The 26,082-nt window shown below is 70.5% G+C and carries 23 protein-coding genes, 2 tRNA genes and 2 pseudogenes; 11 read left to right on the top strand and 16 right to left on the bottom strand.

Going from position 1 to position 26,082, the window contains the following annotated elements:
• Positions 1 to 7 precede the first annotated feature (7 nt).
• From ACFXI4_RS16265 to ACFXI4_RS16255, 3 genes are all read left to right on the top strand, one after another.
• A complete protein-coding gene (locus ACFXI4_RS16265) occupies positions 8 to 727 on the top strand; it encodes an ABC transporter permease subunit (RefSeq protein WP_384990977.1) in 720 nt (239 codons plus the stop codon).
• Between the two features lie 79 nt (positions 728 to 806).
• Positions 807 to 1,019, top strand: coding sequence for a hypothetical protein (locus ACFXI4_RS16260; protein ID WP_362718838.1), 213 nt, complete (start codon positions 807 to 809; stop codon positions 1,017 to 1,019).
• A 298-nt stretch (positions 1,020 to 1,317) separates the two neighbouring features.
• Positions 1,318 to 1,423, top strand: a tRNA-OTHER gene (locus ACFXI4_RS16255).
• A gap of 4 nt (positions 1,424 to 1,427) precedes the next feature.
• Here the strand turns inward: ACFXI4_RS16255 and ACFXI4_RS16250 are convergent.
• The 9 genes from ACFXI4_RS16250 to ACFXI4_RS16210 form a co-directional block, all read right to left on the bottom strand.
• Positions 1,428 to 2,225 (bottom strand): HAD family hydrolase, encoded by a 798-nt coding sequence (locus tag ACFXI4_RS16250; protein WP_384990974.1) that lies wholly within the window; start codon positions 2,223 to 2,225, stop codon positions 1,428 to 1,430.
• Positions 2,222 to 3,499 (bottom strand): serine--tRNA ligase, encoded by a 1,278-nt coding sequence (gene serS, locus ACFXI4_RS16245; RefSeq protein ID WP_362718843.1) that lies wholly within the window; start codon positions 3,497 to 3,499, stop codon positions 2,222 to 2,224. Before serS ends, ACFXI4_RS16250 begins: the two co-directional genes overlap by 4 nt.
• Positions 3,500 to 4,029: 530 nt before the next feature.
• The gene (gene pheA, locus ACFXI4_RS16240) at positions 4,030 to 4,965 is read right to left on the bottom strand and encodes a prephenate dehydratase (RefSeq protein ID WP_362718846.1); all 936 of its coding nucleotides are present in this window, start codon (positions 4,963 to 4,965) and stop codon (positions 4,030 to 4,032) included.
• Between the two features lie 100 nt (positions 4,966 to 5,065).
• Positions 5,066 to 6,352: an iron uptake transporter deferrochelatase/peroxidase subunit gene (efeB, locus tag ACFXI4_RS16235; RefSeq protein WP_384990970.1), complete on the bottom strand. Its 1,287-nt coding sequence runs from the start codon at positions 6,350 to 6,352 to the stop codon at positions 5,066 to 5,068.
• Between the two features lie 8 nt (positions 6,353 to 6,360).
• A complete protein-coding gene (locus tag ACFXI4_RS16230; protein ID WP_384990967.1) occupies positions 6,361 to 8,415 on the bottom strand; it encodes a copper resistance protein CopC in 2,055 nt (684 codons plus the stop codon).
• Positions 8,416 to 8,429: 14 nt separating this feature from the next.
• On the bottom strand, positions 8,430 to 8,942 hold the full coding sequence (locus ACFXI4_RS16225; protein WP_384990964.1) for a copper chaperone PCu(A)C: 513 nt from the start codon (positions 8,940 to 8,942) through the stop codon (positions 8,430 to 8,432).
• Positions 8,939 to 9,592, bottom strand: a complete 654-nt coding sequence (locus tag ACFXI4_RS16220) for an SCO family protein (protein WP_362728325.1) — start codon at positions 9,590 to 9,592, stop codon at positions 8,939 to 8,941. Before ACFXI4_RS16220 ends, ACFXI4_RS16225 begins: the two co-directional genes overlap by 4 nt.
• A 128-nt stretch (positions 9,593 to 9,720) precedes the next feature.
• Complete coding sequence (locus ACFXI4_RS16215; protein ID WP_384990961.1) at positions 9,721 to 10,458, bottom strand: YcnI family protein; 738 nt, start codon at positions 10,456 to 10,458, stop codon at positions 9,721 to 9,723.
• Positions 10,459 to 10,617: 159 nt separating this feature from the next.
• The gene (locus ACFXI4_RS16210; RefSeq protein WP_384990958.1) at positions 10,618 to 11,499 is read right to left on the bottom strand and encodes a hypothetical protein; all 882 of its coding nucleotides are present in this window, start codon (positions 11,497 to 11,499) and stop codon (positions 10,618 to 10,620) included.
• A 240-nt stretch (positions 11,500 to 11,739) separates the two neighbouring features.
• On the opposite strand from ACFXI4_RS16210, the gene ACFXI4_RS16205 reads away from it, so the two are divergent.
• The 3 genes and pseudogenes from ACFXI4_RS16205 to ACFXI4_RS16195 all read left to right on the top strand — a co-directional run bounded on the left by ACFXI4_RS16205 (position 11,740) and on the right by ACFXI4_RS16195 (position 13,632).
• Positions 11,740 to 12,189, top strand: a complete 450-nt coding sequence (locus ACFXI4_RS16205) for an ATP-binding protein (RefSeq protein WP_362731667.1) — start codon at positions 11,740 to 11,742, stop codon at positions 12,187 to 12,189.
• 38 nt (positions 12,190 to 12,227) lie between these two features.
• Positions 12,228 to 12,803 (top strand): GNAT family N-acetyltransferase, encoded by a 576-nt coding sequence (locus ACFXI4_RS16200; RefSeq protein WP_384990954.1) that lies wholly within the window; start codon positions 12,228 to 12,230, stop codon positions 12,801 to 12,803.
• 143 nt (positions 12,804 to 12,946) lie between these two features.
• A pseudogene (locus tag ACFXI4_RS16195) lies at positions 12,947 to 13,632 on the top strand (triphosphoribosyl-dephospho-CoA synthase).
• Positions 13,633 to 13,714: 82 nt separating this feature from the next.
• Here ACFXI4_RS16195 and ACFXI4_RS16190 read toward each other — a convergent pair.
• Together ACFXI4_RS16190 and ACFXI4_RS16185 are read right to left on the bottom strand one after the other, a co-directional pair.
• Positions 13,715 to 15,208, bottom strand: coding sequence for an aminopeptidase P family protein (locus tag ACFXI4_RS16190; protein ID WP_384990951.1), 1,494 nt, complete (start codon positions 15,206 to 15,208; stop codon positions 13,715 to 13,717).
• Positions 15,209 to 15,313: 105 nt separating this feature from the next.
• Positions 15,314 to 16,699 (bottom strand): PP2C family protein-serine/threonine phosphatase, encoded by a 1,386-nt coding sequence (locus tag ACFXI4_RS16185; RefSeq protein WP_384990949.1) that lies wholly within the window; start codon positions 16,697 to 16,699, stop codon positions 15,314 to 15,316.
• A 613-nt stretch (positions 16,700 to 17,312) separates the two neighbouring features.
• Between ACFXI4_RS16185 and ACFXI4_RS16180 the strand changes: the two genes are divergently transcribed.
• Positions 17,313 to 17,987 (top strand): bifunctional DNA primase/polymerase, encoded by a 675-nt coding sequence (locus tag ACFXI4_RS16180; RefSeq protein ID WP_384990946.1) that lies wholly within the window; start codon positions 17,313 to 17,315, stop codon positions 17,985 to 17,987.
• A gap of 54 nt (positions 17,988 to 18,041) precedes the next feature.
• Positions 18,042 to 18,704, top strand: coding sequence for a hypothetical protein (locus tag ACFXI4_RS16175; RefSeq protein ID WP_384990943.1), 663 nt, complete (start codon positions 18,042 to 18,044; stop codon positions 18,702 to 18,704).
• A gap of 245 nt (positions 18,705 to 18,949) precedes the next feature.
• Here the strand turns inward: ACFXI4_RS16175 and ACFXI4_RS16170 are convergent, their stop codons facing one another.
• The 3 genes from ACFXI4_RS16170 to ACFXI4_RS16160 form a co-directional block, all read right to left on the bottom strand.
• A complete protein-coding gene (locus ACFXI4_RS16170) occupies positions 18,950 to 19,924 on the bottom strand; it encodes a DUF5926 family protein (RefSeq protein WP_384990940.1) in 975 nt (324 codons plus the stop codon).
• A 240-nt stretch (positions 19,925 to 20,164) separates the two neighbouring features.
• Positions 20,165 to 20,803, bottom strand: coding sequence for an ATP-binding protein (locus ACFXI4_RS16165; protein WP_384990937.1), 639 nt, complete (start codon positions 20,801 to 20,803; stop codon positions 20,165 to 20,167).
• 208 nt (positions 20,804 to 21,011) lie between these two features.
• Positions 21,012 to 21,839, bottom strand: a complete 828-nt coding sequence (locus ACFXI4_RS16160; RefSeq protein ID WP_362722749.1) for a glycerophosphodiester phosphodiesterase — start codon at positions 21,837 to 21,839, stop codon at positions 21,012 to 21,014.
• Positions 21,840 to 22,096: 257 nt separating this feature from the next.
• On the opposite strand from ACFXI4_RS16160, the gene ACFXI4_RS16155 reads away from it, so the two are divergent.
• On the top strand, positions 22,097 to 23,584 hold the full coding sequence (locus ACFXI4_RS16155; protein WP_384990934.1) for a S1C family serine protease: 1,488 nt from the start codon (positions 22,097 to 22,099) through the stop codon (positions 23,582 to 23,584).
• Between the two features lie 60 nt (positions 23,585 to 23,644).
• Positions 23,645 to 23,729, top strand: a tRNA-Ser gene (locus ACFXI4_RS16150).
• Positions 23,730 to 23,866: 137 nt separating this feature from the next.
• Here ACFXI4_RS16150 and ACFXI4_RS16145 read toward each other — a convergent pair.
• A pseudogene (locus tag ACFXI4_RS16145) lies at positions 23,867 to 24,509 on the bottom strand (ATP-binding protein); the annotation flags it as partial.
• Positions 24,510 to 24,767: 258 nt separating this feature from the next.
• Between ACFXI4_RS16145 and ACFXI4_RS16140 the strand changes: the two are divergent.
• Positions 24,768 to 24,947 (top strand): hypothetical protein, encoded by a 180-nt coding sequence (locus ACFXI4_RS16140; RefSeq protein WP_384990932.1) that lies wholly within the window; start codon positions 24,768 to 24,770, stop codon positions 24,945 to 24,947.
• Positions 24,948 to 25,438: 491 nt separating this feature from the next.
• Here ACFXI4_RS16140 and ACFXI4_RS16135 read toward each other — a convergent pair.
• Positions 25,439 to 26,082 (bottom strand): hypothetical protein (locus tag ACFXI4_RS16135; protein WP_384990929.1); only part of this gene is annotated, 644 nt, incomplete at its 5' end.

Genomic DNA, 26,082 nt, shown 5'->3' with positions numbered 1-26,082 from the left:
GCCGAAGATGTATGACCCCACAGTCGCCCGGCTCACCTATCGAGCCCTGCTCGGCCGCCGCCGGGCCCTCATCCTGGGGGCGCTGCCCCTGCTGCTCATCGTGATCTCCGTCGTCGTCCGCGGCCTCGCCGGCGCCGACGACCAGACGGCCTCCGACCTGCTCGGCGGCCTCGCTCTCGCGACCATGGTGCCGATCATCGGCGTCATCGCGGGCACCGGGGCGATCGGCCCGGAGATCGACGACGGCTCGGTGGTGTATCTGCTGTCCAAGCCGATCAAACGGCCGACGATCATCCTGACGAAGCTGATCGTGGCGATCGCCGTGACGATGGTGTTCTCGGCCCTGCCGACGCTGGTCGCGGGCTTCGTCCTCAACGGCAACGGCCAGCAGATCGCCGTCGCCTACACGGTCGCCGCGCTGGTCGCGTCGATCGCCTACGCGGCGCTCTTCCTGCTGCTGGGCACGGTGTCCCGGCACGCGGTGGTCTTCGGTCTCGTCTACGCGCTGGTCTGGGAGGCGCTGTTCGGCTCCCTCGTCCCCGGCGCGCGCACGCTGAGCGTTCAGCAGTGGTCGCTGGCGGTCGCCCACAAGGTGACGGGCGGCGAACTGGTCACGTCCGACGTGTCCCTGACGACGGCCACCGTGCTGCTGGTCGCGGTGACGGTCCTGGCCACCTGGTACGCCGGCCAGAAGCTGCGCTCGCTGACGCTGGCGGGCGAGGAGTAGACGCCCCCTTTATTGACGAGGGCTTCACCCCTTGCCTGGCACACTGGGCAAGGGGGACGGCGGGCGGAGAGGAACGGGGATGACGGACGGTTCCGGGGACGCCGACTGGGACGGTGTCGTGCTGAACGAGGACTTCATACGCTCCGCGGAGTCGTCGGAGCCGTCCGCGCGGGCGCGGATGCTGGCGGCCAAGTGGCGTGCCGAGTCGCCCGAACCCCAGCCGTGGCGGTCGGACGAGCCGCCGGCGGGGTGGTTCTTCAGCAAGGCCCGGCGCAAGTGGTGGCGCCGGTAAGCAGTTCCTCGGCCGCGAGCCGGCGGTGGGCCGTCGTGCCCACCCGGCGGGGCGGTATATCGGCACAGCCCCGCGCCCCTGACGGGCGCTGCGGCGGGCCCTTTAAATCAGTGGCGGCCAACTCGGCCCAAGGGCACAGTTGTTGTGTCAGCCCATGAGCCGGGAGAGGAGCCGGACGATGTCCATGCACGACAGTACGTCCCGCTCCCGTCAGGGCAGCCGTCGGCGGATCGCCGTGTAGCTGCCCGGGGCGGCCGCTTCGAGCACGCGACGTCGCTCTCGCGTGGGCCGCCCACCCGGAGGATTGGCCGAGTGGTAAGGCACTGGCTTGCGCTGTGCTTCATTCAGGGCAAGTCAAGGTCGGGTCTGGAAAGCCCGCGCACGTTCGATTCGTGCATCCTCCGCGCCTCAGCCCAGCAGACGCTCCACGACCACCGCGATTCCGTCCTCCTCGTTGGAGGACGTCACCTCGTGGGCCACGGACTTGAGTTCCTCGTGCGCATTGGCCATGGCCACCCCGTACGAGGCCCACGCGAACATCGGGATGTCGTTCGGCATGTCGCCGAAGGCGATCGTGTCGGCGGACTTGAGGCCCAGCCGGCGTGCGGCCAGGGAGAGGCCGGTCGCCTTCGACAGACCCAGCGGCAGCAGCTCGACGATCCCCTCGCCGGCCATCGCCACCGTGACGAAGCCCCCGGCCCCCTGCCGTGCGGCCTCCGCCAGCTCGTCGTCGGACAGCGTCGGGTGCTGTATGTAGATCTTGTTCAGCGGGGCCGCCCAGAGGTCGGCCACGTCCATGAAGGGGGTCGACGGGAGGTGACCCGTCACCGCGTACCCCGGCCCCACCAGCACCTCGCCCTCGAGGCCGTCGCGGCTCGCGGCGAGGTACAGCGGCCCGACCTCCGCCTCGATCTTCGCCAGGGCGACCCCGGCCAGCCGGCGGTCCAGCGTCACGGACGTCAGCAGACGGTGCGACCCGGCGTCGTACAACTGCGCGCCCTGACCGCACACGGCGAGGCCGTGGTAGCCGAGGTCGTCGAGGATGTGCCGGGTCCAGGGGACCGCGCGGCCGGTGACGACGATGTGCGCGGCGCCCGCCGCGGTGGCCGCGGCGAGCGCGTCACGGGTGCGCCGCGAGATCGACTCGTCGGCGCCGAGGAGCGTTCCGTCCAGGTCGGTGGCGATGAGCCCGTAAGGGAAGCTCACCGGGACACCGGCTCCAGGACCTCCCGGCCGCCCAGGTAGGGGCGCAGTACCTCGGGGACCCGGACCGAACCGTCGGCCAGCTGGTGGTTCTCCAGGATGGCCACGATCGTGCGCGGTACGGCGCACAGCGTGCCGTTCAGCGTGGCCAGCGGCTTGACCTGCTTGCCGTCACGGACCCGGATCGACAGCCGGCGGGACTGGAACTCGGTGCAGTCCGAGGTCGACGTCAGCTCGCGGTACTTGCCCTGCGTCGGGATCCACGCCTCGCAGTCGAACTTGCGGGCGGCGGAGGAGCCGAGGTCACCGGTGGCCACGTCGATCACGCGGAACGGCAGTTCCAGCGAGCTCAGCCACTGCTTCTCCCAGGCCAGCAGGCGCTGGTGCTCCGCCTCAGAGTCGCCGGGGGCGACGTAGGAGAACATCTCGACCTTGTCGAACTGGTGGACGCGGAAGATGCCCTTGGTGTCCTTGCCGTGCGAACCCGCCTCGCGGCGGAAGCAGGGCGAGAACCCGGCGTAGCGCAGCGGGAGGCGCTCCGCGTCGATGATCTCGTCCATGTGGTATGCGGCGAGGGGCACCTCGGAAGTGCCGACCAGGTAAAGGTCGTCCTTGTCGAGGTGGTAGACGTCCTGGGCCGCCTGGCCGAGGAAGCCGGTGCCCGCCATGGACTGCGGCCGGACCAGCGCCGGGGTCAGCATCGGAGTGAAGCCGGCCTCGGTGGCCTGCGCGATCGCCGCGTTGACCAGGGCCAGCTCCAGGAGGGCGCCGACACCGGTCAGGAAGTAGAAGCGGGAGCCGGAGACCTTGGCGCCGCGCTCGACGTCGATCGCGCCCAGCAGCTGGCCCAGCTCCAGGTGGTCCTTGGGCTCGAACCCCTCGGCACCGAAGTCGCGGATCGTGCCGTGTTCCTCGAGGGTGACGAAGTCCTCCTCGCCGCCGACGGGCACGTCGGGGTGGACGAGGTTGCCGAGCCTGAGCAGCAGCTCGTGGGTCTCGGCGTCGGCGGCGTCGCGCTCGGCGTCGGCGGCCTTGACGTCGGCCTTCAGCTGCTCGGCCTGCTTCAGCAGCTCGGCCTTCTCGTCGGCGGAGGCCTTGGGGATGAGCTTGCCGAGCGACTTCTGCTCGTTGCGCAGCTCGTCGAAGCGGACGCCGGAGGACCTGCGCCGCTCGTCGGCGGAGAGGAGGGCGTCGACGAGCGCGACGTCCTCTCCACGGGCGCGCTGGGACGCGCGCACACGGTCGGGGTCCTCACGGAGCAGACGTAGGTCAATCACGGAGCCAAGGCTACCGGTGTGGGGTTGCCCCCCACTAATCACTATTGACCCGTGTTCCGAATCGCGGCTTACGTTCCGTTATGGGGGAATTGCCAAGCGTGTCAATAAAAAGTGTCTCACTCCCCGAGACGGAGCACGCGGGCGGCCTGCGGTTGACTTGATTCCCTTGTGGGGAACGGGATTTGGGGGCCTGGTTGTCCACAGGGGCCGAAGCCTTCCGGAGAGTTATCCACAGGGTGTGTGGACGAGGTGTGGACTCCGGAATTGATCACTCCGTAACTCGCGCGTGAAGAGAGGGATTCCCCGTCCAAACCTGGACAACACCCACTTTCGAGTGGAAAGGCATCGCTCCAAAAGATGAACCATGGGAAACGAGTGGACGAAGGGTGATGCGAGTGATCGCCGGCTCGTCGGTGCACTCCGGGCCGATTTGTCGACAGGGTCAGGTGCTGCTGTCGACTTGTCCCCAGGTCGAGCTGAGCGCCTGTGGATAACTCCTGTGGATAACGAAGATATGAACGTGTGGCCGGTTAGAAACGGCCGTCCTGGCAGCGCGCCACCCAGTCCGAGGCCGCCATGAACTCCTCGTCGGACGTCCCCGGTCGCGCCGGGCCCACTGCCTCGCCCGGCCTGACGTCGGCACGCGGGTACGAGCCGAGGAACCGCACCTGGCGGCAGATCCGCTTCAGCCCCATCAGGGCCTCCGCCACCCGGCGGTCGGAGATGTGCCCCTCGGCGTCGATGCAGAAGCAGTAGTTGCCGATGCCGGCTCCGGTGGGCCGGGACTGCAGCAGCATCAGGTTGATGCCCCGGGTGGCGAACTCGCCGAGCAGGTCGCGCAGCCCTCCGGGGTGGTCGTCGTTCTGCCAGAGCACGACCGAGGTCTTGTCCGCCCCGGTCGGGGCGGCGGGCCGGGCCGGACGGCCGACCAGGACGAACCGGGTCTGCGCGTTCTCCGCGTCGTGGATCTCGGTCTGCAGAGCCTCCAGGCCGTACCGCTCGGCGGCGAACTCACCGGCGAACGCGGCGTCGAACCGGCCTTCCTGCACCAGCCGGGCGCCGTCCGCGTTCGAGGCGGCGGACTCCCAGACGGCGTTGGGCAGGTGGGCCCGCAGCCAGTTGCGGACCTGCGGCTGGGCGACCGGGTGCGCGGTCACCGTCTTGATGTCGGAGAGCTTGGTGCCCGGGCGGACCAGCAGCGCGAAGGTGATCGACAGCAGCACCTCGCGGTAGATCGTCAGCGGCTCGCCCGCGACCAGCTCGTCGAGGGTGGTGGTGACCCCGCCCTCGACGGAGTTCTCGATCGGGACGAACGCGGCCTCGGCCTCGCCGCCCCGCACCGCGTCCAGCGCGGACTGCACGGAGACGTAGGGGATCAGCTCCCGGGTGGCCGACTCCGGAAGCGTGCGCAGGGCGACCTCGGTGAAGGTGCCTTCGGGGCCGAGATACGCATAGCTCGCTGGCATGTCCCTCACCCTAATGGGCGCAGGGGAGCGGGGCTCGCCCGTCCCGTCGGATCCACTCGACCGGGTGGTTTGAAACCCGGACACGCACCTGTCCGGTCGCTCAGCCCTCCAGCAGCCGCTGCCCCACGTACTCCCCGTCGGCCGCCCCGCCCGGCACCGCGAACAGTCCGCTCGCCTCGTGCCGGATGTACTGGGAGAGCGCGTCCCCGCGGTCCAGTTTCCGCTGCACCGGGACGAACCCGCGCAGCGGATCCGCCTGCCAGCAGACGAAGAGGAGCCCCGCGTCCGGCGTTCCGTCGGCGTCGATGCCGTCGTGGTAGGAGAACGGGCGCCGCAGGATGGCCGCGCCCCCGTTCTGGTCGGGCCGGGTGATCCGGGCGTGGGCGTTGATCGGGACGACGTACTCGCCGTCGGCCCTGGCCTTCTCCAGGTCCATCGCCGTCGTCTCGGTGCCCCCGGACAGCGGTGCCCCGTTCGACTTCCTGCGCCCGATGACGTCCTCCTGGGCCGCGAGCGACAGCTTCTCCCAGTCGTCGAGGAGCATGCGGATCCGGCGTACGACGGCGTAGGAGCCGTTCGCCATCCAGGCCGGGTCGTTCGAACCGGAGGCCGGCACGAAGATCCTTCTGTCGAAGTCGGACTCCGCCGGCTTCGGATTGCGCGTGCCGTCCAGCTGGCCCATGAGGTTGCGGGCCGTCATGGGGTGGGCGGTGGCGCCCGGAGTGCGGTTGAAGCCGTTCATCTGCCAGCGGACCCTGGCCGCGCTGCCCGCGTCCTTCTGGACGGCACGCAGCGCGTGGAAGGCGACCAGGGCGTCGTCGGCGCCGATCTGCACCCACAGATCCCCGTTGCTGCGCGAGGAGTCGAGGTGGTCGGAGGAGAAGTCGGGCAGCGGATCCAGGGCGGCCGGGCGCTGCTTCTCCAGGCCGGTACGGGCGAAGAAGCTGTTGCCGAAGCCGAAGGTGACGGTCAGCGACGAGGGACCGGCGTCACGGGCCACATCCGTGTCGTCCTGCGTCATCGGCTCCCCCGCCATCAGCCGCTGGGCCGTCGTCGACCAGCGGCGCAGCAGCGCGGCGGCCTCCTTCCGACCCGCGCCGGCCGCCAGGTCGAAGGCGACGAGATGGCCGCGCGCCTGGAGACCCTCGGTGATGCCGGGCTGATGTTTCCCGTGAAACATCGCCCGGTCGGAGCCCACCGAGCTGAGCGGGGTGGCCTGGGCGGGGGCGGCCGCGTAGCCGACGCCCGCGCCCGCCGCCGCGCCGAGCACGAGTCCGGTGGCCCCGGCGGTGCCGAGCAGCGCGCGCCGGCTGAGGCCCGCGGCCGGGGGAGACGACGGGCTCTCCGCGGTGACCTGGGGACGGAGGGACTGGGACGGTTCAGCCATGGTGCGGTTCAGCCGATCTGCGCGTTCTTGGAGACGGTCACCTGGTCGATGTCGGAGGTCCGTACGGTCACGGAGACCTGCCAGTCGCCGGCCATGGGGATCTGCACGCCGTCGGCGGCCCAGTGACCGGTGGTGACGTGGTCGGGGGCCACGGGGAGCGGCCCGATCTTCTTGGCGGCGAGTGTGAAGGCGACCTTCACCTCGGGGATGTCGAAGGCCCGGCCGTTGGGACGCTGGACGTAGACGTGCATCTCGTTGAGCCCCACGGTCGCCGGGTCGAGGTCGACGCGGACGACACCCTTGCCGTCCTTGCCGCCCGTGTCGAAGGACATGTCGAGGGTCAGCGCTCCCGAGGACGAGGTGGACGCCGAGGACGAGGAGGAGGACGCCGCCGCGGCGTCCTTGGCGTCCTGCTCGGTGCGGCCCGGTTCGGTCTGGGTCAGCACGGTCGTGACGGCGAGCAGGGCGACGGCGACCCCGGCCTCGGCGAGCACCGAGCGGCGCAGTCCGAACCGGTTGGGATCGGCGTCCCGGGCGCGCTTCCGCCGGGCGGCGTCCCTGGCGGCGTGCTGCCTGGCCAGCTGAGCGACGCGGTCGGGGTCCGCGGAGGTGTCGTCGGCGGAGGTGTCGTCGGCGGAGGCGTCCTTGACGGAAGCCTTGACGCCGGATGCGCCGGATACACCGGTCGGGCCCGACGTGACCGAAGCCTCCTTCGTGGCTGACGACGCCTTGACGGTCTCCCGCTTCCCCTCCGCCTCGGCCGATTCCGCCGGCGTCTCCGTCTCCGTCTCCGTGTCTGCCGCGGTGTCCGTCTCGGTGTCCGTCACGGCCGTGTGCGCGAGCCGTCCCGTCCACCGCCGGGAGATGGACGCGATGCCGACCAGGAGGGCCACCAGGGCGATCTTGACCAGCAGCAGCTGTCCGTAGGCCGTGTCGGTGAACGCCGACCAGGAGCCGAGCTGGCGCCAGGACTGGTAGACGCCGGTGCCGACCAGCGTCACCACGCTGCCGAAGGCGACGCCGGAGAAGCGCCGTACGGCGGTGGAGCCGACGGGGCTGTCGGCCGGGGCCCGGTAGAGGGCGACCAGCAGGGCGGTCAGACCGCCCAGCCAGGTGGCGACGGCGAGCAGGTGGACGACGTCGACCGGCATCGCGATGCCCGGCTGGAGCCCGGTGGAGGCGTGTTCCGCCATCGCCCAGCTCGCCGCGAGCCCGGCGGCCACGACGGTTCCGCCGATGGCGAGCCCGAAGGTCAGGTCGCGCTTCTCCGCGCCCTCCTCGCGCTTGTCGTAGGCCCCGAAGAGGACGGCGATGAACAGCGCGGCGGCCGCGAGCAGCAGCAGCCGGGAGACCAGGGCCGCGCCGGGCTTGGTCTGGAGGACCTGGCCGAGCAGGTTGAGGTCGACGACGTCGCCGAGGCTGCCGGAGGTGGTGTAGGAGCCGCGCAGGAGCAGCAGCCAGAGGGTGGCCGCGGTGAGCGTCAGCCAGCCGCCGACGACCAGCCGTTGCATGGCCTGTACGCCGGCGCCGCGCTGCCAGCAGGCGAGGACGAAGGCGGCGCCGCCGACGAGCACGATGTACCCGGCGTACGACATGTACCGCCCGAAGCCGTAGAGCCAGCCGACGACCCCGCCGCCCGCGCCCTGGTCCCCGACCGAGGCGACGGTCGCGGAGGGTGCGCCGACGGAGAAGGTGTAGGCGCCGGCGACGGGATGGCTGTCCGCCGAGACGACCTGCCAGGCGACGGTGTACGTGCCCCTGCCCAGTCCGCTCCTGAGCCGGACGCCGTAGGTCGTCCCGGTCAGGCTGTCCGGCTTGGCCAGGTCGACCCGCTTGCCCCTGGGGTCGAGGACCCGGATCGAGTCGTCGTTCAGCGACACGTTCTCGGAGAACGTGAGCGAGACCTGGTCGGGTGCCTTCGGAACCACCACCCCCTGGGCGGGGTCGCTGCCGGTCAGCGCGGCATGCGCGGAGGCCGGCCCGGCGCCGGCCAGCAGCGCGCCGGTGACGGCGAGGAACAGCAGTACCAGCGTGCGCAGGCGGGGGGTGATGGTCCGCGTCAAGGTCGGTCCCTCCCTCAGTGTCCGGTCGACGGGTTGTACGTGGCGGACTTCACCGGCATCTCGACGGTGAGCGGACCGGATTCGGCGAACTTCAGTCTCAGGGTGATCGTGTCGCCCTGTTTCGGCCGCCGCTTCAGCTTTTCGAACATCAGGTGGTTGCCACCGCTTTTGAACACGAGTTGACCGTGGGCGGGCACCTCGAAGGAGCCGACCTCCTCCATCGCACCGCCGTTGGTCTCGTGCATGGTGACCTCACCGGCGGAGTCGCTGGTGACGGACGTCAGCTCGTCGTCGGTGGCGCTCTTGTTGGTGATCGTCAGGAATCCGGCGGCCATGTCGGCGGAGACCGGCTGGGGCATGTAGGAGGCGCCGACGGAGAGTTCGGTTCCCGAGGAGCCCGCGGTGTCCGAGCCGCCGCAGCCCGCGAGGACCAGCGCGCCCGTCAGGGCTATGCCGGCCGAGGCGACGCCGGTCAGGGCGAGCCGCCGCCCGGTCGGCGCCGGGAGCTTCAGGGCCGGGCGCCTCACGGGTTCTCCCCCTTGATCAGCTTGGGGAGGTCCTTGGTGTAGTCGTCGACCGTGGCGTCCTCGTCGTAGAGGACGTATCCGCCGTCGGTCTTCGGTGAGAACGCCATGACCTGAGTGCCGTGCACCGAGACGGTCTTGCCGGTCTTCTTGTCCTTGTGGGTCGGCTCGATGGAGATGCCGATGGCGCGGGCGCCGGCCTGAATGGTGGAGAAGTCGCCGGTCAGGCCGATGAACTGAGGGTCGATACCCCTGAGCCACTTGCCGAGTTCGGCCGGGGTGTCGCGGCCGGGGTCGGTGGTGACGAACACGACCCGCAGTCCGGCCTGGTCGGCCTTGGACAGCGCCTTCTTGGCGACCGCGAGGTTGTTCATGGTCAGGGGGCAGACGTCGGGGCAGTGCGTGTAGCCGAAGTAGATGAGCGTCGGCCGGCCCTTGGTCTCGGCACGCAGGTCGTACTTCTTGCCCTGGGTGTCGGTGAGCACCAGATCGGGCTTCGCGAACGGCTGGTCCAGGACGGTCGCGGCCTTGTTCGAGGTGTCCCCGGCGACGACGGTGACGGGTGACTTGGCGTCGTCGCCGCTGCCGCAGGCGGAGAGGGCCAGAGTGGCGGCGGCGAGCAGGGCGGCCGCGGCGAACGTCTTCTTGCGCATAGGAAAATGTCCCAGATGTGAGAGATCCGGCGCGCACCGGGGGCGTACGAGAGCTACCGGGGCGTACGAGAGCTGTCGGAGCCTCGACAGCCTCGCACGGCCCCCTGTGCGCGTGACGGACGTGGAGCTCAGGCCTCGGAGCCGGTGGACCGGCGGCGGCCGGCGAGGACGCCGTAGGCGACCCCGGCCGCGCCGACCACGATGCCGACGACGCCCAGGACGCGGGCGGTGGTGTCACTGCCGCCGGAGGAGCCGGAGTCGCCGGAGGCCGTGGTCTCGGTCTTGGCCGCGGTGTCCTCGGCGGTGGTGGTCCCGTGGTGGTCGTCGGTGGCGGCGGACAGCGCGAGGGCCGGGGCCGGGTTCTCCGGTTCCTCCTGGCCCTTCTGCTGGACCTCGATCCAGCGGACGACCTCGTTGTTGGAGTACGTCTGGATCGCCTTGAAGACCAGTTCGTCGGTGTCCTCGGGCAGGGCGCCCACGGAGAGCGGGAACTTCTGGAAGTAGCCGGGCTCGATGCCCTTGTCCGCGGCGGTCCAGGTGACCTTGGTGACCGCCTCGGAGATCTTCTCGCCGTGCATCTCCAACGGCTTGGCCAGCTTGGACTTGGTGACCTCGATCTTCCAGCCGGCCATCGGCTGCGGCATGACGGAGGCGAGCGGGTGGTCGGCGGGGAAGTTGACCTCGACCTTGGTCGTCGAGGCGTTGTCGCGCTCGTTGGGGACCTTGAAGTCGATGACCGCGTAACCGCCCTTGGCGGCTGTGCCCTCGGGCTGCACGCTGACGTGGGCGAACGCGGGCGAGGAGACGGCCAGGACGGCCGTGCCCGCTACGGCGGCGACGGCCGCGGCGGAACGAGAAGCCTTCATGACACGGAAAGCCTTCATGGCAGGGAGCACTCCACTCCGAGTGAGTTCTGTCGTCTAGGGGGGCGCGCGGGCAGCCGATGCGCACGCGCGCGTGCCGCGCGACGGCGGCGGGCCCCTCCGGATCCGGACAGATCCCGGGAGTGCTCCGGTCGCGTCGCGTCAGGCGGCGAGAACGAGTACGGCGGCGGGCCGGGGCGGCCCGCGCCGGATCACGGAGTGCTGGAGTGCGACGGTGTGCGGCGCGGGCGGCTCGTCCCGGGTGCTGCGACGGCTGCGGGCGGGCGCCTCGGGTGCGGCCACGAGCCCGGCGCGCAGAGCCCGCGTCAGCGCGAGCGCCCCGCGCAGGGAACGCACGAGCGCCCCCTCGGCGACTCCGTGCGCCGACAGGTCGATCAGCCGCAGCAGCGCCAGGTCGCCCCGGCGCAGCAGCCATCCGGCGACGACGGCGGCGAGGAGGTGTCCGAGCAGCATGGGCACGGAGGGCAGCAACGAGCCGGCGGCCCCGGTGGCGTCCGCCGCACGGGCCGCGCCGTTCAGGCCCGCGGTCGGAGCCGGGACGGCGGTGCTGAGGTGCGCGTCGGAGAGGATCTTGTAGGCGTGTGCGGGGCTGAGCTGCGCCGCGCCGGCCCCGCACACCAGTCGTGCGGCCCGCTCGACCAGCGAGGCGTCACTCGCCGACATGGCCGGCATCGACGACATCGAGTTCATCGCGTTCATCGACGACATCGACATCGACATCGAGCCGCCCGGCATCGCCGCGCCGCCGTGCTGGCCGAGCCCGAACAGCGTGTGCAGCGTGGTCTGAACGACCGCGAGGAGCGCCACGATCCCCGGCAGCGTGCGGGCCCGCCCGGTGAGCGGGGCGACGAGTGCCAAGGTGCCCAGGAAGCCGGCGCCGAGCGTCCACAGCGGGACGGTCGCGCAGGACGCCAGTGTGTGCCCCGCCGCGGCCAGCACGACACAGAGCGCGGCGAACACCGCGGCCCGCAGGAGCCGCAGTCCGCTTCCGGTGCGCGCCGCGCGCGGGTGGGGGGCGTTCATGGCGCGCTCATCATCGCACTGGGCCGGTGCCCCCCATACGGCAGGTCCACAAGATTCGTTTACATGTGAAAGGGGAGAAAGAACCGGAAGATCACTCTTGTCGTGAACCACCCGCTCATACACCGAAACCTCCCGGGGCGCATCCACCGGATGGGCGTTCTCACATGAACGGAGTGCTTACACCCGCGCACGGATGGCAATAGGTATCGGTATGTCGAGCCGCGGCCAGGAGGCTGGAGCATGAGCATCTGGTGGTCACTCCATCTGCGGCGTGAGGCCGCGAGCGTTCCGCTCGCCCGGCGGCTGCTGATCGGCACGATGGAGACGGCGGGCGTCGACCCCGAGATCTCCTACGACCTCTCCGTGGCCCTCAGCGAGGCCTGTGCGAACGCGGTGGAGCACGGCGGGGCGGGCCGCCCCTCGGAGGCGTACCGGGTCACCGCCTATCTGGACGGCGAGAAGTGCCGTATCGAAGTGGCCGACTCGGGCCCGGGGCTCGGCCCCGGATTCACCCGCACCCAGGAGATCAGGCCCGCCCGACCCGACGCCGAGCACGGCAGAGGGCTCTGTCTGATCAGAGAACTGGCCGATCACGTCCACATCGGCAACAAGCCGGGCCGCGACGGCACGGTGGTCAGCTTCGACAAGATCCTCAAGTGGACCAAAGATCCTTCTCTGCTTTCGGCATGACTCTCCCCCCTGCATAACCTGCGCGCTAGGGTGCGCGCATGATTCTCGAAAAGATCAAAGAAAAGGCAATCCTGTCCGGCGTGATATTGCGTCCCATTGCCGTCGGCGATGCGGAACCGCTGTCCGCCGCGTACGTCCGCAACCGAAAGCATCTCGAACCCTGGGAGCCGGTCAGACCCGAGTCCTTCTTCACCGTCGAGGGGCAGGCCGAACGCATCGACGGCCTGCTGAGACAGGCTGCCGACGGGATCATGGTCCCCTGGGTCATGGAGGCCGCGCGGGACCGCGGGATCGTCGGCGCGATCACCCTTTCGGGAATTTCCCTGGGCCCTTTCTGCAGTTCGTACGTCGGCTATTGGGTGGCAGGCGACCAGCAGGGCCGCGGGCTGGCCAGTGCGGCCCTGGAGCGGGTCTGCGAGATCGCCCGGGACGACTTGGGACTTCACCGTATCGAGGCGTCCACCCTGATCGACAACACGACCTCGCAACGCGTGCTGAAGAAATGCGGATTCGAGACGATCGGCGATGCGCCGCAGTATCTCCACATCAACGGAAAATGGCGGGACAGCCGGCTGTTCCAGCGGGTCCTGCACGACCGCGATCCGGCCCTGTGACCACGTCGCCGGACCTCTGCGACAGCGGTGTCGGACCTCTGGGACCAGTGCTTTTCCGCCGACTTCAGTTCCCTGGGCGTTCACAGCCGGTTGCCGGCCCCTGCCCACGCCCCTGACAAACCGCCTTCCTGGCTTCGTCGGCCATGACGGGAAACCACAAAGACACGTCGATCACCCGCCGCCGCGCCCTCGTGGTCTCCGGCGGCACGGTGGCGGCCGGCGGCCTCGCGGTCGCCGGCCTCCAGTCGGCCTTCGCCGATGTGACCGAGGCCGGCACCGACGCGGAAGCCTCACCGGTGCTGCGGGCGGAGCCGGGCGCGATCGGCCGGTCCACCGAGCACTCGGTCGCACTGGCCGGTGGCGGTCACCGGGGCGCCCTGTGGGCCCTGGACCTCCTGGGCGCCGCGGCCGCCCTGGACCGCCGGGCCAAAGTCCGCGAGACCGCCGCCACGGCCCGCAGGATCGCCGCCTTCGACGACAGGGGCGCTCCCAGGCGCCCCTCCCGGGGTTCGTCGGTCTCCGCCACGTACGGCGGGCGCCACCGAGAACCAGGCCCGTCTCGACGCCCTGCTGACGGTGATGTCCACCCTGCAGGACACGGAACTCCTCCATGCCGCGGGCCCGTTCGGCCTGCGCCGCGTACAGGCGGGCGCCCCGGAGGGGACTGGAGGCGGGCGGCACGGCGACGGAGGCGGGCTCGACGGCACTCACAGCCCTCGACACCGACCTGCGCGAGCGCGGCTGGAGGCCGAGGGGCAGCGCGGGCCTGACGGCGGGCGCGCTCTTCTTGGACGCGCTGTCTGCATCGCCCCGACAGGGGCGCGGGTAACCGCGCGACCACCCCCGCTCACCCACGGAACGCAACGATGGCCGGGCACACGCTTCGGTACCCGGCCAGTCACCTCACACCGTCAGCTCTTCAGCGAAGCCATCCAGCTCTCGACCTCGTCCGACCGCCGAGGTAGCCCCGCGGACAGGTTCCGGTTCCCGTCGGCCGTCACGAGGATGTCGTCCTCGATCCGGACGCCGACCCCGCGGTACTCCTCCGGCACGGTCAGGTCGTCGGCCTGGAAGTACAGCCCCGGCTCGACGGTCAGCACCATGCCCGCTTCGAGGACGCCCTCCACGTACGTCTCGGTCCGCGCGGCGGCGCAGTCGTGGACGTCGAGGCCGAGCATGTGGCCTGTCCCGTGCAGCGTCCACCGGCGCTGCAGCCCGAGCTCCAGCACCCGCTCGACCGGCCCCTCCACGAGCCCCCACTCGACCAGCCGCTCGGCCAGCACCCGCTGTGCGGCGTCGTGGAAGTCGCGGTACTTGGCGCCCGGCTTCACCGCCGCGATGCCGGCCTCCTGGGCGTCGTACACCGCGTCGTAGACCTTCTTCTGCAGCTCGCTGTACGTGCCGTTGATCGGCAGCGTGCGTGTGACGTCGGCGGTGTAGAGGCTGTGCGTCTCCACGCCGGCGTCCAGCAGGAGCAGGTCGCCCGAGCGCACCGGACCGTCGTTGCGGACCCAGTGCAGCGTGCAGGCGTGCGGGCCGGCGGCGCAGATGGAGCCGTAGCCGATGTCGTTGCCCTCCACGCGCGCGCGGAGGAAGAACGTGCCCTCGATGTAGCGCTCGGACGTGGCCTCGGCCTTGTCGAGGACCTTCACCACGTCCTCGAAGCCGCGGACCGTGGAGTCGACGGCCTTCTGCAGCTCGCCGACCTCCCAGTCGTCCTTGACCAGCCGGGCCTCGGACAGGAAGACGCGCAGTTCCTCGTCGCGCTCGGCGGTGACCTTGTCGGTCAGTGCGGCCTCGATGCCGGTGTCGTACCCGCGCACGACCCGGACCGGGCCGGTGGCCTCGCGCAGGGTGTCGGCGAGTTCACGGACGTCGGCGGCGGGGATGCCGTAGAGAGCCTCGGACTCGGTCAGGGAGTGGCGGCGGCCCACCCACAGCTCACCCTGCCCGGAGAGCCAGAACTCACCGTTGTCGCGGTCGGAGCGGGGCAGCAGGTAGACGGTGGCCACGTGGCCGTCGTCCTTCGGCTCCAGGACGAGTACGCCGTCCTCCGTCTGGTTGCCGGTGAGGTAGACGTACTCGACCGACGCGCGGAACGGGTAGTCCGTGTCGTTGGAGCGGGTCTTCAGGTTGCCGGCCGGGATCACCAGGCGCTCGCCCGGGAAGCGGGCGGACAGCTCCGCGCGGCGGCGGGCGGTGTGCTCGGCCTGTTCGACGGGCTTGAGGTCGCGCAGCTCCGTGTCGGCCCAGCCGGACCTCATGCTCTCGGCGAGTTCGTCGGAGACACCCGGGTACAAGCCGTTCTTGCGCTGCTTCACCGGCTCTTCCGGCTCCGCTTCCGAGCCCGCCGCGTCAGCGGCCACATCTGGTACTGCCGGGTTGAGCTCGTCGGCCACGGTCATCCTCCTCGACACTGCACTGAATCCCGTCCATCGTACGGTCGTACTGAACGGTGACCCAGGGCCGGACGGTTCTCTCCCGTTTGACCTGGCCTTTCGGCTGACCGGTCAGTCAAAACGAGCCGCGAGCAGCACCACGTCCTCAGTGCTGTCCGCCGAGTCCAGCCCGCCCGGCAGCACCGTGCGCAGCACGTGGTCGGCGATCACGCCCGGGTCGTGGCGCAGCGCGCGCGGGATGCTCGCGGCCGCCGTGTGCAGCCGGGCGAAGGCGCGGTCCATGGGGTCGCCGGTGCGGTGCAGCAGCCCGTCCGTGTAGAAGAGCACGGTCTCCCCGGCCTCGGCCTCGATCTCCACGCTGGGCGCCTCCCAGCAGGCCAGCATCCCGAGCGGCGCCGAGACCGACGTCTCGGCGAACTCGGTGCGGTGCTCCCCGATCAGTAGCGGCGGGCTGTGTCCGGCCCCGGCCAGGGTCACCTTGCGCAGGGCGGGCTCGCAGTAGGCGAACAGGGCGGTGGCGGAGCGGGCCGGCTCGGTCAGCCGCAGCAGCAGTTCGAGGTCGGAGAGGACCGCGACCGGGTCCTCGCCCTCCATCACCGCGTACGCCCGCAGGGAGGCCCGCAGCCGGCCCATGGCGGCCACCGCGCTGGGCCCGGACCCGGTGACCGAGCCGACCGCGAGGCCGAGGGCGGCGTCGGGCAGCGGCAGCGCGTCGTACCAGTCGCCGCCGCCGCGCGGGCCGGTGCGGTGCCGGGCGGCGAGCTGGACGCCGGCCACCCGGGGCAGCCGGGAGGGGAGCAGCTCCTCGGCGATGGTCGCCATGCACGCGCGCGTGCGCTCGACTTCCAGCAGCCGGGCCAGGTGTTCGGCGGCGAAGCGGACGTAGAGGCCGATGAGGTGGCGCTGACGCTCGTTCGGTTCGGCCGGCTCGTCGTACAGCCACAGGACCGCGCCCAGACGGGCGGCCGCGTCGGTGGTCAGGGGGAGCGCGTAGCTGGCGGCGTAGCCGAGGCGGGCGGCGACCTCGCGGTGCCGGGGGTCGAGGCCGTCCTCGGCGAACAGGTCGGGGTGGACGATCTCGGCGGCGGTGCCGGCGTCGTACGGCAGTGCGCCGGCCGGCACGGTCTCCAGGTGCCCGAGGTCCGCGCGGCCGAGCCCGAGGCCGAGCGTGGTGTGCCGGCCGAGGCCGGCGGCGGGCTCCAGCGCCACGAGTCCGCGCCGGGCACCCACGAGTCCGGCACCGGCGCGCAGCAGTTCCTGGAGAGCGGACTCCAGTCCGTCGGTGCGGGCGAGCCGTTCGGTCAGTTCGTGCAGCGTGGTGAGGTCGGAGACCCACCCGGCCAGCCGGTCCTGGAGGAGGGTGCCGGGCGCCGGTACGGCGGGGGCCTTCGGGACGGGAGGTGCGCCCGGGGCGGGGGGAACGGGGGCGACAGTCTGTGCGGGCGTGGGGACCGTTGAATCGATTCCAGCCACTTTCGGAGGGTGGGGGGCGTTCATCGTGTCCGGCTTTCAGACCCGTGCGTATTGCTCAAAAGCATCGCAAACCCCCATGTCTTCCTGCGCCGCTAGCAGTGTCTCCACATGTACACGCACTCGTAAGGAGATGTCCAGCATTGTCCTGCCGGGATTCCTGGTGTCCGTGAGCCTTCCGGTGACTTCTCCCGGATGGCTTGCACAAAAGCAAAGTTGGCTTAAAACTGACTCGGGCAACGGTTCATTGCGGTCGACTGGCCTTGCTCCACGGAGCGTCACAGCGGTCGTGATGGGTACGTACTCGGAGAAGGCCAGGGGTGGTTGGGGATCACCCGGAACCTGGCGACGGACCCGGGCGTCTTAACCACCGACGACCGTGCCCCATCCTCCCGTGGCGGCGGCGGAGAGAAACACTCTGAACGGCAAAACGCCAGACTTCGCCACCCCCACGCCGTGGCCGTGCTTTTGATAGACGCAGTATTGGATGCGGGCGCGGCCCCCGGCTCGGCCCCTCGGGGTTCCCCTTGCCAGCGCAGGGGTGTGATGCGCCAACAGGTACGCACAGTGAAGTGATCGACACATGATGTGATGTGGTCCACGGTGTTGCCAGCGGTGCAACGGAAAGGAACGAGCGCTCATGCGCGAGATCCTCGGAAGGCGACGCAGGCTCCTGTCCAGGCGGAAAGACAAGGGGTCTGAGTTTCTCGGCGCGGCCCTGACCTTCGCTACGGAATGGCAGTGGCCCGTACTCCCCGGTGTGGCTCCGGACCCGCAGGGCCGGGCCCGCTGTGCCTGCCCCGACCCGGAGTGCACGGTGCCCGGTGCGCACCCCTTCGACCCCGGCCTGCTCGCGGCCACCACCGACGAGCGCATGGTGCGCTGGTGGTGGGGCAACCGGCCGGCCGCCCCGATCGTCCTCGCCACCGGAGCCGCCGGCGGCAAGGCGCCCTGCGCGGTCAGTCTGCCCGCGCTCGCGGCCTCCCACGCCCTCACTCTTCTCGACCGTCGCGGCATGCGTCTCGGCCCGGTGGTCGCGGCGCCCACGCGCTGGGCGCTGCTCGTCAAGCCGTACTCCATGGAGCAGCTGGGCGAGTTGCTGTACGCCAAGGACTTCGTCCCCGGCTCGCTGCGCTTCCACGGCGAGGGCGGCTATCTCGCCCTGCCGCCCTCGGAGACCGGCCAGGGCGCCATCCGCTGGGAGCGGGCCCCGCTGCCCGGCTCGGCCAAGCCCTGGGTGCCCGATGTGGAGGCCGTGGTGGACGCCGTGATCGACGCCCTCACCCGTACGGGTGTGAACGCACCCGAGTTGTAAGGGTGTCGGGCGCGAGATCACGGCTTCTCGCGCCTCGCTGGTTATCTTCCGCACATGCTGCGTAATTCTGGGGGGCGACCCCCAGACCCCCGACTACGTCTGGTCGCCCTCGCGGGCATCATGGTGTGCGCGGTCGCGCTCCCGCTGGCCGTGGCGTCCGCGGGACAGGTGGGCGACGCCGCCACCGGACACCCCGCCCGGAACGACGACGAGAAGCTGCCGGCGCCCGTCCGCTCCCCCCTGGTGCTCGGCCTGGGCCTGGCCACGGCCGCCCGTTGCGGTCCCGAACTCACCTCCCCCGGCGGAGTGGAGGCGCAGACCTGCGTGATGGCCCAGGGCGCGGACACCTGGGCGCGCACCTACTACCGCAACGCCACCGGGGCGGACCTGGAGTCCGTGCTGAGCCTCATGGGCCCGCGCGGCCGCACCGTGCAGACGCACTGCGCCGCGGACGCCGCCGACGAGCCCGCCACCTGTGAGACGCCCCGGGAGCGCACGCGGGGCACGCTGGACGCCTACACGGCCGTCGCGGAGTTCGCGGCGCGCGACGGCGACGGACCGCTGCTGTTGCGCAGCGCCAGCAACTCCGCGAACGACTCCGCGGACGGCTCGGTGAGCGGCTCCGTGGCTGACTCCGGGACCGGCTCCGAGGGCGGCGCCGGACACGAGGACGCCGGCTCGGGCGGGAGCAACTTCGGTGATTCAAACGGTAGTTGACGTATCGCTACGGTCCGTACACCGGGCTCGGGCATGAAAAGGCCCGGTTGCTGGCGACGGGGGATGCACCAGCAACCGGGCTACTGAGACGGTAACAAGAGATCGGCGGTTCGCAAATTCGGTCTCGGTCATTCGGACACGTATTTGCTTGCCATGTAGGGAAGTTGTGACGGGAGTCACCCGGGTCGGCGGGCCCGGAGCGGCTGACCGGTCGGTCAGCCGCGTCCCTCCGCCGGTCTTGATCGTCAGCTGAGCGTGACCTGCCGGTTGGTCAGTCCGCCACGGGCCCGGCGCTCGTCCGCCGTGAGCGGTGCCTCCGAGGCCAGAGCGGTCGCGAGCCGCTCGGCGAACTCGGCGGCCGGCTTCTCCACGTCCTCGGCGCCGACCCCGCTCGGCAGGTCCCAGACCGGCACGGTGAGACCGTGGGCGCGGAAGGAACCGACCAGCCGGGTCCCCTCGCCGAGGTTGGACCTGCCCGCCGCGTGCAGCCGCGCGAGAGCGTCCAGAAGCTGCTCCTCGGGATACGGCATGACCCACCGCAGATGGTTCTTCTCGGGCGTCTCGCACCAGTAGGCGGAGTCCACGCCGGTCAGCTTCACCGTCGGGATGGCGGCCGCGTTGGCCCGCTCCAGGGAGGCGGTCACCTCGGGGGTGGCGTTCGCCGCGTCCTGCACCCAGAACTCGAAGCCCTCGTGCACGACCGGCACGAACGAGCCCTCGGGGTCGAGCAGGTCCTGCAGCCGGGGGCTGTCGGCGGGGGCGCGGCGGCCCTGCACCGGGGTGCCCGGCTCGGCGGCGAGGGCGCGCTGGAGGGTGTCGGCGAGGTCGCGGCTGATGTCACCGGACGACGTGTCGTTCTGCAGGCCGAGGAGGACGGTGCCGTCCTCGCGCCGCAGCGCGGGCCACGCCATCGGCAGCACCGTCGCGAGCGTGACCGAGGGAACGCCCTCGGGCAGGCCCTCCTTGAGGGTCAGCTCGACCGTGGCGGCGGGGACCAGCTCACGCAGTGCCACCCAGTCGCCCTCGCCGGCCAGCCCCTCGAACGGGCGGTGCACCAGCTCGGTCGCCGCGTGTGCGGCCGCGCGGCCGTGGCAGGCCTTGTAGCGCCGGCCACTGCCGCAGGGGCAGGGTTCGCGGGCACCGACCACCGGAAAGTCTCCATCAGCGCCTCCGGCCCGGGCTGCATCGCTGAGCTGTGTCTGGGGTCGCTTCTTGGCCATCTGGGTGTCTCCCGGTTACGGCTCGTCTCGTACTGGCGGGAGCCTAGCCGTTCACGCCCCGGGCCACGGGTACCTGTGGACGGAGCCGCGGGGCGGGCGCCGTCGGACGGGTCGGCACGGCCGGTTCCGGGCCCGTACGCACGGGCCGGTCCAGGCCGGTCCAGGCCGGGGTTCGTGAAGGTCCGTGTCCGCCCGTGTCCGCCCGTCCGGGCCGGTGCGGTGCGGTGCGGTGCGGTGCGGTCAGTCCAGGTCCTCGAACGCCTCGGCGAAGCCCAGGCCCGCCCGCTCCGGGGCCGCGGGCGTCATGACGCGCGCGGCGAAGGCGTCGCGGTGGACCCCGACGTCCGGATCGCTCACGTCCTTGTGGACCACGACCCAGACCGTCACCTCGCCGCGGGCGTCGTCCCGGACCCCCCAGTCGTCCGCCAGGGCCGTGATGATGTTCAGCCCGCGGCCGCCGTGCGCCGTGACCGAGGGGGTCATGGGAGAGGGACGGGTCGGTCCGCCGCCGTCCGTCACCTCGACGATCAGCCTGCCGAGCGTGTCCACCTGCCAGGCGGCCCGGACGTCGCCGTCCCCGGCCAGCGCGTCACCCAGCGGACGCCCGTGCTTGCACGCATTGCTCAGAAGTTCGGAAAGGATGAGTACGGCATCATCGATGACCGATTCCGATACGCCACCGGTGCGCAGCTGATCGCGCATACGGTGCCTCGCCTTCCCCACGCCCGCAGGGCCATGGGGAACGGCCATGCTCGACGACGTGGGCACTTCCTGTGCCACCACCAACGCCACCCCCGAGACCTCCTTTGCCCCACGCCACGGTGTGGATGCCCCATCGGCCTGAACCGGAAACCGGCCAATGAATGCCCGGTGACGCACTCGCGAAGAGCGAATACGGACAGAACGCGCCGGAGCACTCCCTGTGACGGGTTCGTCGCCATGTCCCCCAGGTATGGCTACGTGTGGCTTGATTTCGATGGTGTGGCCGATACGTGAGGATGGTGTGAGTGGGCTGTGGGGTCAAGGGGTAACGGGATTCCTTACGTGACTATTTATCTGAGTCTCGGTCAGAAAGCCCGCCCCCGGCTCACCGGCCCTGCCGCCGCAGCACCGCCCCTGGCCGGTTGGTGATGATCGCGTCGATACCGAGCTCCATGCACAGATCCACGTCCTCCGGCTCGTTCACCGTCCAGACGTGCACCTGGTGGCCGTTCCGCTTCAGCCGCTCGATGTAGGAGGGGTGGTTGCGCACGATCCGGATCGAGGGGCCCGCGATCCGCACCCCGGCCGGCAGCCGGCCGTCGCGCAGCCGCGGCGAGAGGAACTGCAGCAGGTAGACCGTCGGCAGCGTCGGTGAGGCCGCCCGCACCCGTTGCAGCGACCGTGCGGAGAAGCTCATGACCCGCACCTGCGACTCGGCCGTCGTGGCCGGAGCGTCGAGGCCGAACCGCTTCAGCAGGACCATCAGCCGCTCCTCGACCTGTCCCGCCCACCGCGTGGGGTGCTTGGTCTCGATCGCCAGCTCCACCCGCCGCCCGGCATCCGCGACCAGCTCCAGCAACCGCTCCAGCGTGAGTACGGAGGTGTCCCCGCGGTCCTCGGGCCGGATCTCCCATTCGGGCTCCTCGTCCCGCCCCCGCCAGGCCGGTCCCTTCCGCCAGGCGCCGAAGTCCAGGGCGGCCAGCTCCGCGAGCTCCAGCGCCGACACCGCTCCGCGCCCGTTGGACGTACGGTTGACCCGGCGGTCGTGGACGCAGACCAGGTGGCCGTCCGCGGTCAGCCGTACGTCGCACTCCAGAGCGTCGGCGCCGTCCTCGATGGCCTTCTTGTAGGCGGCGAGGGTGTGCTCGGGGGCGTCCTCGGAGGCCCCGCGGTGGGCGACGACCTGAATGCGATGCTGTGGTGCGTGGGTCACCGCGACATGGTGCCACCGCGCGGGCGTACGTGGGGGCATCCCGGATGCAGACAAAGGGAACTTTTGTCGGACAGGCCCTATATAAAGGTTGTCGGTGTACCCACAGCAACCGCTTATGGTGCCCTGACGGCCGGTGGGAAAAGCTGACGGCATACAAAAGCACATGCTCAGCCGAATCGCGCCGGGCCGACAGCAAGCGTGAAAGAGCATGACCGAGTGCGACCGAGACGAAAAGCCGTGGACCGAGGAGAGAAGCTGTGAGCACCGAGAACGAGGGAAACCCGGTACCTCCGGCCCCGTCCGCACCTCCCGTGCCGCCGACGTCTCCCGCTGCTTCGCCGCACGCAGCCGCGTCCGACGGCGGGGAAGCGCCGACCGCTCCGATCCCGTCGGCGCCCCAGAGCGCGCCCGCGGGTGACCCCTACGCCGCACCGCGGGCCCCCGAGGGTTCCTGGCCGCCCCCGCCCCCCGCGACGCCTTCCTACGCGGACCCGGGCGCGGGTGCGGGCACCGGGGCGGCCGCCGGCGTCGGCGCGGGCTGGGGCTCGTCGTACGACCAGCAGCACCAGCAGTACCCGCACCAGCCGTTCCAGCAGCCGCAGGCCGCGCCGAAGAAGGGCGGCGGGCGCGGCGGCCTGATCGCCGCCGTCCTGGTGGCCGCGCTGGTCGCGGGCGGCATCGGCGGCGGCCTCGGCTACACCCTGGCCAAGAACAACGACGACGTGGGCTCCACGACCGTCTCCGCCTCCACGGACGGCGGCGCCACCCAGGTCAAGCGGGCCGCCGGCACCATCGCGGCGGTCGCCAACAAGGCGCTGCCCAGCACGGTCACCATCGAGGCCGAGTCCACGAGCGGCGAGGGCGGCACCGGCACCGGGTTCGTCTTCGACACCCAGGGCCACATCGTCACCAACAACCACGTGGTCGCGGACGCCCTGGACGGCGGCAAGCTGACCGCGACCTTCCCGGACGGCAAGAAGTACGACGCCGAGGTCGTCGGCCACGCACAGGGCTACGACGTCGCGGTCATCAAGCTCAAGAACCCGCCGTCGGACCTCAAGCCGCTCGCCCTCGGCAACTCGGACAACGTGGCGGTCGGCGACGAGACGATCGCGATCGGCGCTCCCTTCGGCCTGTCCAACACGGTCACCACGGGCATCATCAGCGCCAAGAACCGTCCGGTCGCCTCCAGCGACGGCAGTTCCACCAGCAAGGCGTCCTACATGAGCGCCCTGCAGACCGACGCCTCCATCAACCCGGGCAACTCCGGCGGCCCGCTGCTGAACGCCTCCGGCGCGGTGATCGGCATCAACTCCGCGATCCAGTCCTCCTCCAGCGGCGGCCTGGGCAGCACCGGGCAGTCGGGCTCGATCGGCCTCGGCTTCGCCATCCCGATCAATCAGGCCAAGTACGTGGCCCAGCAGCTGATCCGGACCGGCAAGCCGGTCTACGCGAAGATCGGCGCGTCGGTGTCCCTGGAGGACAGCAGCGCCGGCGCGCAGATCACCGACTCCGGCTCGGGCGGCGCGGCCGCGGTCGAGTCGGGCGGCCCCGCCGACAAGGCCGGCCTCAAGCCCGGTGACGTCATCACCAAGCTCGACGACTCGGTGATCGACAGCGGCCCCACCCTGATCGGCGAGATCTGGACCCACAAGCCCGGCGACAAGGTCCAGGTCACCTACAAGCGGGGCGGCTCGGAACACACGGTCGAAATGACCCTGGGCTCCCGCGTGGGCGACAACTGACCCGCACGCGCGCGTGCTGACCGGTTACTCTGTTCCCCGCGCCGATCTCGGTCGGTGCGGGGTGGGTTGCCCGAGCGGCCTAAGGGAACGGTCTTGAAAACCGTCGTGGCGCGAGCCACCGTGGGTTCAAATCCCACACCCACCGCGTTGCAGGTCAGAAGCTTGCAGGTCAGAAGGGGTGCCACTCTCCGGAGCGGCACCCCTTCCGCATGCCCCTGTCTCACCCTGATTCGTTGGTTTCCCCTCTCTGACCAGCGCCTGCGGCCAACCTGCGGTCAGGATTCACGGCCCCTCGGCGCCGCTCTCGTGCTCTGGCAGCCCCTGTTCGATCAGCGCGTTCATCCTCGCCTCTTCCCCGTCGCTGGAGAACAGCGACGCTGACCCCGGACCTGTCATCCGCTGCGCGCTGCCGGGTTCGATGGTGTCGGCGTGCTTGAGGACGGTCTGGGCGAGGAGGTCGCCCTCGATCACGTCGTCGTTCAGGTCGTCCAGACTGGCCCGGTACGCCGTGAGAGTTCCGAGCCCGGTCGCTGCGTCGAGTTGCGCGCACAGGCGGGCGAAGTCCGCCAATCGCAGGTCTGTGGGGGTCTCCGCCGCGACCGCGCGGACCTTGACCGCGAGGTCCAGGAGCGAGCCGAGGACGACGGGCAGAGCCTCTGCGTACTCCGCCCACAGTTCCGCTTCGGTGCGCCGGACCTTGGGCCGCTCCAATCGCAGTGGCAGGAGGCGTTCGGCGAGGTCGGGGCGGATGACGCCGACGTCGATGCCGGTGAGGAGCAGGGGCGGGGCAGCCGACGCGGTAGACGTCCCCGCCGGTGAACAGGGCGCGCTTGACGTTCTCGATGCCGGTGACAGTGCAGTACATCGCGTCGGACAGGTCCGGGGTCATGTGGGAGAGGTTGTCCGGGGCGGTGACCCATCCGGCCTCCGCCAGCGGTTCAGTGCCTGCCCCCAGGCGTTGGCCTTCTTTTGTCCTGGTCTTTGTCCGATGCGCCTATGGCCATTGGCGTTCACCGTTGTACGCGTACCCCGTCTGAGTTGCCGCGCGAACGCCTCCGAACGCCATAGAACGGGGACGCGGACAGTTGGAAAGCGTGTTGGGGGGCAACCCCTCACGAGTTCGAATCTCGTATCCTCCGTCATAGCTCTCACCGGGCAATACGTCGAAGGGCCCCACCTCACGGTGGGGCCCTTCGACGTTGTCCACCACTGGGTATCCACCCCGACGAGCGGCACTGCCTTCATCGTGGCGGTGGTACTCGGCGTCATCGGTGCGCTCGCCAAGGGTACGCAGTACCTGCTCATCATCGGGGTGATGGTGCTCGTCGCCGACCTTTCCTCCTCAGAGCCCCACGGGCGGTAGGGCAGCCAGAACCCGGCCCCGGAGAGGCCAAATGTAGCGTTCCCAACGAGGCAGCCCCGACTGCAGGGGGCGGCGACGGATGTAAATCGACAGGCCTGCGCTCCGACACCAATGCCACGGGAGCTGATCGCGTTTGGGGCGAATGAGTCGCGGTCTCAATCGCCGCTCAGTCCAGGGCGGTTCGTCCGCGTTCGTTGAGGCCTCGCAGGCGCTCTGTCCGGCGCATCCACGCCGCGCAGCTGACACTGATGGACGGCCGCGGACCAAGATCGGCCAACTCGTAATGCGCAGTCCCCGGCTTCTGTGGTCAGGAAACCGCGGCAAAGCAGTGGGTCCAGTCGCAGTCGTACTGCTATCTGATCTGACCAGGTGGATCACGACAGATACGCAGGCGACTCTACTGCCGTTTGGGTGATCTTCGATTACGACACGGACGGGTCGCGATCACCGGTTCGGCGACGCAGAAGAATAGCTTTACCCGCGCCAATGGGTCATGTGAGATGCGTGCGAATTGAGTACACCCACGAGATTGCGTGTAATTGCGGTTTGCGCACTTCAAGTTCGATGAGGAAGGTCCCCTGGTGGGTCGCAAAAATATCCGCATTTCTTGGCTGAAAACCTCCACCTTGGTGTCGGCGAGCACACTTGCCGTAGTGCTCAACGTCGCCCCGAGCGCTGCGGCCCTCGCCGACACGATCTACAAGACTGGAACCGAGCGCAGCGTCCGACCGCCTGGCCCCAACGGGCCCGTTTCCGCTGACCGTGACCGGGACAATGACAAGCACCGCGGGCCGAAGGGAGAGCGAGGAGAGAGGGGTCCGCAGGGTCCGTGGGGTCCGCAGGGTCCGCAGGGTCCGTGGGGTGCGCAGGGCCCGCAGGGTGCCCAGGGTGCGCAGGGCCCGCAGGGTGCGCAGGGCGATACGGGTGTCGGCGCGCAGGGTCCGCAGGGTGCGCAGGGTGCGCAGGGCGATACGGGTGTCGGCGCGCAGGGTCCGCAGGGTGCGCAGGGTTCGCAGGGCGATGCGGGTGTCGGTACGCAGGGTCCGCAGGGCACGCAGGGTGTGCAGGGCCCGCAGGGTTCGCAGGGCGATACGGGCGTCGGTACGCAGGGTCCGCAGGGTGCCCAGGGCACGCA

Origin of the sequence: Streptomyces sp. NPDC059224 (genome assembly GCF_042754285.1) — a bacterium.
Classification (GTDB): domain Bacteria; phylum Actinomycetota; class Actinomycetes; order Streptomycetales; family Streptomycetaceae; genus Streptomyces.
This window is presented reverse-complemented; position numbering and strand designations above follow the sequence as displayed.

Coding starts and splice junctions, on each gene's coding strand:
- ACFXI4_RS16265 (WP_384990977.1), top strand. CDS start 8: ATGTATGACCCCACAGTCGCCCGGCTCACCTATCGAGCCCTGCTCGGC.
- ACFXI4_RS16260 (WP_362718838.1), top strand. CDS start 807: ATGACGGACGGTTCCGGGGACGCCGACTGGGACGGTGTCGTGCTGAAC.
- pheA (WP_362718846.1), bottom strand. CDS start 4,965: ATGCCAGCGAGCTATGCGTATCTCGGCCCCGAAGGCACCTTCACCGAG.
- efeB (WP_384990970.1), bottom strand. CDS start 6,352: ATGGCTGAACCGTCCCAGTCCCTCCGTCCCCAGGTCACCGCGGAGAGC.
- ACFXI4_RS16220 (WP_362728325.1), bottom strand. CDS start 9,592: ATGCGCAAGAAGACGTTCGCCGCGGCCGCCCTGCTCGCCGCCGCCACT.
- ACFXI4_RS16215 (WP_384990961.1), bottom strand. CDS start 10,458: ATGAAGGCTTCTCGTTCCGCCGCGGCCGTCGCCGCCGTAGCGGGCACG.
- ACFXI4_RS16210 (WP_384990958.1), bottom strand. CDS start 11,499: ATGAACGCCCCCCACCCGCGCGCGGCGCGCACCGGAAGCGGACTGCGG.
- ACFXI4_RS16205 (WP_362731667.1), top strand. CDS start 11,740: ATGAGCATCTGGTGGTCACTCCATCTGCGGCGTGAGGCCGCGAGCGTT.
- ACFXI4_RS16200 (WP_384990954.1), top strand. CDS start 12,228: ATGATTCTCGAAAAGATCAAAGAAAAGGCAATCCTGTCCGGCGTGATA.
- ACFXI4_RS16190 (WP_384990951.1), bottom strand. CDS start 15,208: ATGACCGTGGCCGACGAGCTCAACCCGGCAGTACCAGATGTGGCCGCT.
- ACFXI4_RS16185 (WP_384990949.1), bottom strand. CDS start 16,699: ATGAACGCCCCCCACCCTCCGAAAGTGGCTGGAATCGATTCAACGGTC.
- ACFXI4_RS16180 (WP_384990946.1), top strand. CDS start 17,313: ATGCGCGAGATCCTCGGAAGGCGACGCAGGCTCCTGTCCAGGCGGAAA.
- ACFXI4_RS16175 (WP_384990943.1), top strand. CDS start 18,042: ATGCTGCGTAATTCTGGGGGGCGACCCCCAGACCCCCGACTACGTCTG.
- ACFXI4_RS16170 (WP_384990940.1), bottom strand. CDS start 19,924: ATGGCCAAGAAGCGACCCCAGACACAGCTCAGCGATGCAGCCCGGGCC.